The sequence below is a fragment of the Pseudanabaena sp. SR411 genome, assembly GCF_002251945.1.
Taxonomy (GTDB): domain Bacteria; phylum Cyanobacteriota; class Cyanobacteriia; order Pseudanabaenales; family Pseudanabaenaceae; genus Pseudanabaena.
This window is the reverse complement of record NZ_NDHW01000077.1, coordinates 43737-51794: the sequence shown is the minus strand read 5'-3', so window position 1 is coordinate 51794 and position 8058 is coordinate 43737. Positions and strand designations below refer to the sequence as shown.

Genomic DNA, 8058 nt, shown 5'->3' with positions numbered 1-8058 from the left:
CGATCTCKAGGATMGGTAACATCGCATTGCCGATAATATTTGCAATCAGCCATAGCCACCAAAAGCTCTTTCCTACTTTTTTTGACATAGACTTTTGACATAGACTAAAGGAAAACAAGTTAAACCATGACAGATACAGTATCAGCTAAATTAACAGGTAAGAAAGCGATTGTTACTGGGGCAAGTAGTGGTATTGGCAAAGAAGTGGCGTTGCGATTATTACAAGCTGGCGCACAGGTCAGTCTGGTTAGCCGCCATCCCGAACACATCCTTAGCATACCCCCAGGTAGCCATGCTAAAGGCTATGCCATAGACCTCGGTGACATTTCTCAAGTTGCCCCAAAGATGCAAGCGATCGTGACAGAGATGGGCGGCGTAGATATTTTGATTAATAATGCAGGTATGGCATATATAGGCGAATTAATTGATATGCCTCTGACCGAATGGCAGAAGTTGTTTGACCTGAATCTCACCAGTGTATTCCAATGCTTACAGACTGTATTGCCAACCATGCGATCGCAAAAAAGCGGCACGATTGTTAATGTAGCCTCGATCGCAGGTAAGCAAGGTTTTCCCAATTGGGGCGCATATTGCGCGAGTAAATTTGCGCTATTAGGTTTGACTCAGGCGATCGCGGCTGAAGAACAGCCTCACGGCATCAAAGTTATGTCCATCTGTCCTGGTTCTGTCGATACGCCTCTATGGGATACTCTCGGCGATAAAGTGCCACCTAGTTTTAATCGTGCCGCTATGCTTCGACCTGCCACGGTCGCTCAATCGATCATGACTTTAATAAATCTACCTGCCGATGCCATGATTAATGAACTCGTACTGATGCCCAACGTAGGAACTTTTTAAACTGTGATATAGCAATCCTAAATGGGTTGTGAGAGTGCGCCCCGCAGGGGCGCACTCTCACAACCCATTTAGGATTGCAACTCATTTTAGGATCGCTATATATGGCAATGTAAGTTTTGCTTAGGAAAAGATGAGGGGCGGAGCTTTGCGCCGCCCCTCATCCTTTGGGTTTTGATTTGTCCTAGCTATCTCTTGCGTTCTAAGCAAGCCAGTAGATAAAGAGGATTATTTCTGTACCGAAGATTGAGGAATAATCCTGTATTTCACTTTTTAGAACTTCTTGGTTCGGGTTTGAGCGCAAAGCGCTGTAATACCAAAATACAAAACGGCTGCGTCTTGTGTTTTGGTATTACAAGGAAGGAATTCCTGTGATGCCATAGATTTGCGGCTGGCACAGGGGTACAGTCTCTACAAGACTCTAAATTTTCAAGTACGGGCAAATCCCCCGTGGTTGCCCTGCCACGCTAGGCAGCAAGAGATTCATCATCTGAGTTCCACATAATACCAATTCACGAAAGTGTGACAACACTTTTGTGAATCAAAAACCAAACCCAGTAAGGTTTTTAAAATTAAGAAACGACTACGCCATTTCTTAATTTGGTATAACATCTACTACAGAAAAATTGATAAGTATTTATCTATAGATATCGCAGCTTATTAACTATCCACTCAAGATTAAAATGCTCTAGCTTGTTTATCAAAGACAGTCAAGACCATGATTTGCAACGCCTTGACTATTTCTTTTTTGAGAAGCTATGTCTTATGGATGGAATTAACTGAACCTTAACCCAGAAGCGCCTAAGCTATGAAGGAATAGTTTAGAATTATGTAGGCATATTAAATAATGATTGAAAAAGTTCAATCTATTGAGAGAAGCAATAACTCCCACAGATCTGCGAATATGGGAGAATATATTAAATTTTATAGTTTGAATCGCTAGTTAAACACCTTTTTATGCTGGTAGTTTTGACCTGACTCAAACACAAAATTTTGATGTTTAGCTACTGTTTCCTCAGCAATTTTTTAGCTCCCTCCTTTTTAAGTTAATTCACTGGATATCTAGTAAGTATCACACCATGACGATCAGTATCTCTCGCCCTGTCAGTCCCACTTCTGAGAATGATTCAAAAAACGCCAAAGTCCTCGAATCTCTACCCACCCGAAAAGCAATTTCACAAATTATTCGTGATCGCGTAATTGCCGCTGGCGATCCTTTTTTTGCCAATGACTCGATCGCCCATCACATTAGCGAAATCGAACGGGAAGAGCTAAAAAAAGAACTCGAAGGAAAACTGCAAGGTGTTTTTGACTCATTGATTATTGATACTGCCAATGATCACAACACCAAAGAAACCGCCCGTCGGGTAGCCAAGATGTATGTGGATGAAGTTTTTAAAGGGCGTTATCATCCTATGCCCAAAGTTACAGATTTTCCCAATGCCAAGGAACTTGACGAAATCTATACTCTTGGACCAATTACCGTGCGATCGGCATGTTCTCACCACTTTGTGCCGATTGTTGGTCAAGCATGGATTGGTATCGTCCCCAGCGATCGCGTCATTGGCATCTCCAAATTTAATCGCATCGTAGACTGGGTGATGAGTCGTCCGCATATCCAAGAAGAAGCGGCGATTATGGTTGCTGATACGATCGAAAATTTGATTAAGCCTAAAGGTTTAGCATTTGTGATCAAGGCTCAACATATGTGCATGACATGGCGCGGTGTTAAGGAACCCGAAACCAAAATGGTCAATTCTATCGTGCGTGGTTCTTTCCGAAGTGACCCATCAATGAAAAAAGAATTCTTCGATCTGATTCGGGCGCATGGCTTTGGCGATTCGTAAGGTGTCTTACGCTTTTGAAAACCCAGAGATTAGGATCGGAGCTTTGTGCCGCCCCTAATCTCTGGGTTTTAATTTGTGATGGCTAGCATTTATAGTGTTCTGTAGAAGAATTTATATTTGAAGATAATGAAAAATTGGCTGAAGCGATCTTTTGATTTCATATTATGTGTAGCGATCGCAAGTTGTATAAGCCTAAGTTTATTGTTAGGAGCCGTATTTTTTGATGCACAGCCTGTGCAAGCAAGACTTACCGATGATACCTACGATGGCAATATCTTTGCCCTCTATGGAGGAAATGGCTCCATTGTGCCACCTCGAATTAGCTTGGCTCAATCCCTTGAGATTGGTCGAGCGGCGATGCTGGTTTTTTATGTAGATGACAGTGCTGATTGCAAAAAGTTTTCGCCAATTCTCAACTTAGCTCAAGGATTTTATGGTAAGACGATTAGCCTGATCGCTGTTCCTGTTGATAGTTTGGACTTACAACACAATAACTACACCCCAGCCGACGAAGCTTACTATTACAAAGGCACAGTACCTCAAACAGTGCTAATTTCTGGTGAAGGTAAAGTTAGCTACGATCGCGAAGGGTCGTTTGGATTTGAAGAACTTGACTCGGCAATTCGAGATTTACTAGGGTTGCCTGATGCTCCTCCCGAATTAAAATTCCGTAAAACCGATAAAGTCATCAACGAATTGAATCCTTAAATTGCAAAATCTATCCCCTCTCCCCTCTCCTTTTTAAAGAGAGGGGAAAAATAGCATATTATTTGCCCTTTTTCCTTATATGGCAGTAAATCCAGAAATTATTACTCCAGATGTAGCGATCAATGACGATCTTGTAGATCTTGATTTGATTCGTCAACAGTTAGCAAATCGCGCTCAGCAATTATCAATTCCCCAGATCGAGAAGCATTTATTTTTATGTGCTGACCAGACTAAACCGCTCTGTTGTCAAAAAGAAGTCGGTTTACAATCATGGGACTATCTCAAACGTCGGATTAAAGAACTTGATCTCGAAGCAAAAGTATTTCGTACCAAAACTAATTGCTTGCGGGTATGCGATCGCGGACCAATTTTACTAGTTTATCCCGATGGTGTTTGGTATCACTCGGCAACGGCTGAGGTATTAGAGAAAGTACTTCAAGAACATATCATTGCTGGCAAAATCGTCTCAGACTACGCTTTTGTTGCACCCGAAAACTAAATCCAAAATTTTTATTGAGAGTGTTGCTTTGCAACACTCTCAATAAAAATTTTGGATTTTATAATACTGATTACTGAGAAAGAGCGGCTTTGCGAGAGTCAAATAGCTGCAAAACGGCACTCTTGATCATAGACATTACATAAGGATCGCAGCTTGCTAGCAAATCTTCGGAAGTTAAGTTACCCTTAAAAAATTCCTTAGATAGATTTAACATGCGTTGCATTTCCGTAAAGCCAATTGATTTGACCATAAACGTTGCCACAGGCGAATTTTTGACATCGTAACTAGAGTCAACTGTACGCCCCTTATCTAAAAGTTCTAAGACCTCAGCTTCAATAGGAGTTGAAGGGGTGTGTGGGGTTTTAATTTCTGGAAGGAACTGTTCTAATCCGACCACTGGATTGTCTTCTAGTGGCAATTCTCCCATCATCGTGGAGAGGGATATATCACGCCCAATCCGAAATGATAGGGCTTCTAAAATTGCGATCGAAGTAAGTTTGGTTCCTAAATACAATCTTGATACTTCTAGATTTTGTTTGGTTTGGGCAAGTAGCTTGTAATAAGTTTTTTCATTTGGCTCATTGCGATAGCGTCGAAAAACGATTTCAGGTGAAAGGAAGTTCATAAATCCTTCCATTTTTTGAATAGAAACTCGGTAGCCATGCACACTATAGGAGTTTACATTTTTTAGATCATGATTTGTCTCTGGAATTAAGTTCCAAGTATTGTTAAGAAACCGCGATGAATTAGGGCTAGCAAAGTTTTCCACATCGCGATTGGATAGTCGTACAGCCCTCTTGACGATTTCAGCGATTTCTTGATCTCCCCACCCAAATTGAAATGCTTCATTAGCATTAACTAAGCGCCCGAATAGTAGATCAGAACAAGTCAAACCTGAATCTAATTGTGGACGAAACGGAATTGTGGCTTCAATGCAAGCAGCTATTTCCGTCAATTTCGATAGAGGCAGCATATTTTCTAGAGCCTTGATCGCGATGAGCGCACTAAGAAACTCATTTTGCCCAGACATTGGCAATAATGGCTGTCCATGCTCAAAACCAAATAGCATTGTTACCATCTTAAAAATCGTGTCTTCTTGAAGTTCAGGAGGGTCAAGAATGACTAATTGCTCACGATCTTGTTTGATATAGGGTGAAATGTATCGACTAATATTGACGCTGATACCTTGATCAACTTGGACATAAACGAGATCATGAAATAAAGCTGATATTACTTCGATCGCATCTCCCCCTTCGCCAACCTCAAAAATATGATTTGGTGTGTGAAACGATCGCCAAGGACCAGTCATAGTCTGAATGATCAAATTAGAGATTTTGGTTAATTCTGATTTGTCAACTTGACCATCTAGGTCGGCGATCGCTTGCGTTAAGCAATCTAGACATTTCTGTTTATCCTTTGCAGTACTCATCCAATCCTCTCCGCATTTAACTTCATTCGTATTTACAGCGTTTTTCCGAGCATTTCCACCACAAAATGCTGTTGATTATCTAGACAATTAGTGACAATTACCTAATTACTTGCTACTAAATTTGTTGATATTTTTTTAAGCGCAAGGCGCTGTAGGCTCTGTATTGCATGAAACTTAAACCGACTTATATTGATGACTGATTGGATTTGTGTGATTTTGCTCGGATTTTTTAATTAATGCAAAAGATGGACTGCACTAAGCATCTCCCACCCTTAACATATTAATACGACACTTTGAAGATGACAGAAAATCTAACATAATCTGTTGATCTCTGAGCATAAGTAGTTAACTTTCTACCCTAACTAAGTAGCTATAGCGGTTTTCGTTTTGCCGTAGGCAAAACGAAAACCGCAAAACCATTGTTTTGATTTGTTTTACAGTTTTCAGAGGAGCATATGCTCCTCTGAAAACTGTAAAACAATTAAATATAAGACCCCAAAACCTGTGGCGTGCGCTGAGCGTGCGCCACAGGTTTTGGATATGTTTTTAATTATGCCCAGCTACTTACTCATGATTCATCAAGTTTGAAATTATGTATATCGTTAGTTTGGCTGGAAATCCCTAGAAAAATCTAGCTGTTACTCCTCTAAGCCCCCAGTTTCTAGATTTTGCGATATTCTTAAGTGAAGGTTGCGATGGTACAGCGATTTCCGATTAAAAGAACCACAACAAATTTTTTAAAAAATTTGTTGGTTTAGGTTTGAACGCAAATCACTGTAAAGGTATCGCGAGTCACTAACGCTAATGTTTGTTTTTTGTAAGTTGGGGAAGGAAAATTTGTCACTAACAATGTCACAACGAATCAGCGATCGCTTGGTGCTATCCAATGGCATTGTGGTCTTAGTAACCGAAAACCCCACGGCTGATATTATTGCAGCGCGTTGCTTTTTTGCAGGTGGTGAGCGTGTCCAAACCTCTGATAAATCAGGACTAACCCATCTAGCTGCATCAATCATGACCCGTGGCACTGAGAGATATTCCTCGTTAGAAATTGCGGAGCAGGTGGAGTCAATTGGCGCATCACTGGGGACAGAATGCTCAAGTGATTATTTCTTGCTGTCATTAAAAACCATTTCGTCGGATTTCCATGACATGTTACTGCTGGGATCAGAGATTTTGAGATCGCCTAGTTATCCCGATCATGAGCTTGATCTTGAAAGGAGGCTCACGATTCAGTCAATCCGATCGCAACAAGAGCGACCATTTACGATCGCTTACGATCATTTGCAGCATCTGATGTATGGGGATCATCCCTACGGATTTTCTAGCCTTGGTACAGAGGCAACCATTAGTCAACTTACTCGGAATGACTTAGTTGATTTTCACCAAACTTATTTGCGCCCCGATCAGATGGTTGTCAGCATTGCAGGTAAGATTTTGCCAGAGCAAGCTCTATCTCTCGTGGGTGAAGCTTTTGGAGACTGGAAGAAGCCAAATCAACCAAACATTATTTCTACACCTACTCCCAACTTTCAGCCAAAGCTGGTTACCCATGAGCAGGACACACAACAGGCGATCGTGATGATTGGCTATCCTGCGCCATCGGTTAGCTCGCCTGACTATGCCGCCCTGAAGATCATTTCCACCTATTTGGGCAACGGTTTATCAAGCCGCCTGTTTGTAGAGTTACGCGAAAAGCGAGGACTTGCTTACGAAGTTTCCGCTTTTTATCCTACCCGTTTGGAAACCTCGCAATTTGTGGCTTACATGGGAACGGCTTCGCAAAATACGGGGACGGCTCTCGAAGGGTTGCGCCATGAATGTGAGCGACTTGCCACGGTAACGATTACGGAAGATGAGTTGGCAATTTGTCAGAGCAAATTGCTAGGACAATATGCTCTAGGTAAGCAAACCAATGGTCAAATCGCTCAAGTGTATGGCTGGTATGAGGTCATGGGCTTAGGGCTAGAGTTTGATCACCAATTTGTCAAAGCGATCGAAGGAGTGACGATCGCTGATGTCCAGAGCGCGGCACAGAAATATTTTGTAACACCTGCTATTTCCATAGTTGGCTCGGTGGATGCTTTGAAACAGGTAAACTAGTTTTCAGTCGGCACGATGCGCTGACTGAAAATTTGGCAGGACTAAAAAGTTAGGAATAAGCTGCGCGAAGCGCAGCTTATTCCTATGAATCCTTTGGCAGGACTACCGAAAATTTATAATTTATATTAAGGAGTACTTTTTTCTGTGTTGAATCTTAAAAATTATTGGACAGGTTTTCAAAAAGTGGCGATCGCTTTTTGTGTGATGCTGGCGCTAGTCGGTACGCTTTTGACTCCCGTTTTAACTCAGCCTGCGATCGCTCAAACTGGATCTAAAGCTGCTGCATTGGCTGCTTCTGCTGAGAAGCTACAGGTGCTTAGCGATCGCTTTGATCGACTCGAAAAATTTGTGTATGCTCAAAAATGGAACGATATAATTACATCCATTCATGGGCCCTTTGGCGAAATTCGTCGTGAGCTAAGATTGATTGCTAGTCAGTTGAGCAAAACCGAGAAAGAAACTGCTAACAGTTTGGCTAATAACCTATTCAAAAACTTTGTAATCCTTGATAATGCGGCTAAAGATAGAGATGCGATCGCGGCTGAGACTGCCTTTAAAAATGCTCTCCAAGATTTTGAAAGCATCGTTGATTTAGTAAGCTAATTAAAAAGGGATGC

Annotated in this window: 7 protein-coding genes; 6 read left to right on the top strand and 1 reads right to left on the bottom strand. The window is 41.6% G+C overall.

Annotated features, from left to right (window positions below):
• Positions 1-126 precede the first annotated feature (126 nt).
• From B9G53_RS07055 to B9G53_RS07040, 4 genes are all read left to right on the top strand, one after another.
• The gene (locus B9G53_RS07055; protein ID WP_094530589.1) at positions 127-858 is read left to right on the top strand and encodes an SDR family oxidoreductase; all 732 of its coding nucleotides are present in this window, start codon (positions 127-129) and stop codon (positions 856-858) included.
• Positions 859-1934: 1076 nt separating this feature from the next.
• Positions 1935-2702 (top strand): GTP cyclohydrolase I, encoded by a 768-nt coding sequence (gene folE / locus B9G53_RS07050; protein WP_094530587.1) that lies wholly within the window; start codon positions 1935-1937, stop codon positions 2700-2702.
• Positions 2703-2828: 126 nt separating this feature from the next.
• Complete coding sequence (locus B9G53_RS07045) at positions 2829-3410, top strand: thylakoid membrane photosystem I accumulation factor (RefSeq protein ID WP_094530585.1); 582 nt, start codon at positions 2829-2831, stop codon at positions 3408-3410.
• A gap of 79 nt (positions 3411-3489) precedes the next feature.
• Positions 3490-3909 carry a ferredoxin gene (locus B9G53_RS07040; RefSeq protein WP_141211727.1) on the top strand — a complete coding sequence of 140 codons (420 nt, stop codon included), beginning with the start codon at positions 3490-3492 and terminating at the stop codon, positions 3907-3909.
• A gap of 70 nt (positions 3910-3979) precedes the next feature.
• Here the strand turns inward: B9G53_RS07040 and B9G53_RS07035 are convergent, their stop codons facing one another.
• A complete protein-coding gene (locus B9G53_RS07035) occupies positions 3980-5338 on the bottom strand; it encodes a hypothetical protein (protein ID WP_094530583.1) in 1359 nt (452 codons plus the stop codon).
• A gap of 849 nt (positions 5339-6187) precedes the next feature.
• Between B9G53_RS07035 and B9G53_RS07030 the strand changes: the two genes are divergently transcribed.
• A complete protein-coding gene (locus B9G53_RS07030) occupies positions 6188-7441 on the top strand; it encodes a pitrilysin family protein (protein WP_094530581.1) in 1254 nt (417 codons plus the stop codon).
• Positions 7442-7585: 144 nt separating this feature from the next.
• Entirely contained in the window at positions 7586-8044 is a 459-nt protein-coding gene (locus tag B9G53_RS07025) for a hypothetical protein (RefSeq protein WP_094530578.1), read from the top strand.
• Positions 8045-8058: the final 14 nt, after the last annotated feature.

Coding starts and splice junctions, on each gene's coding strand:
- B9G53_RS07055 (WP_094530589.1), top strand. CDS start 127: ATGACAGATACAGTATCAGCTAAATTAACAGGTAAGAAAGCGATTGTT.
- folE (WP_094530587.1), top strand. CDS start 1,935: ATGACGATCAGTATCTCTCGCCCTGTCAGTCCCACTTCTGAGAATGAT.
- B9G53_RS07045 (WP_094530585.1), top strand. CDS start 2,829: ATGAAAAATTGGCTGAAGCGATCTTTTGATTTCATATTATGTGTAGCG.
- B9G53_RS07040 (WP_141211727.1), top strand. CDS start 3,490: ATGGCAGTAAATCCAGAAATTATTACTCCAGATGTAGCGATCAATGAC.
- B9G53_RS07035 (WP_094530583.1), bottom strand. CDS start 5,338: ATGAGTACTGCAAAGGATAAACAGAAATGTCTAGATTGCTTAACGCAA.
- B9G53_RS07030 (WP_094530581.1), top strand. CDS start 6,188: ATGTCACAACGAATCAGCGATCGCTTGGTGCTATCCAATGGCATTGTG.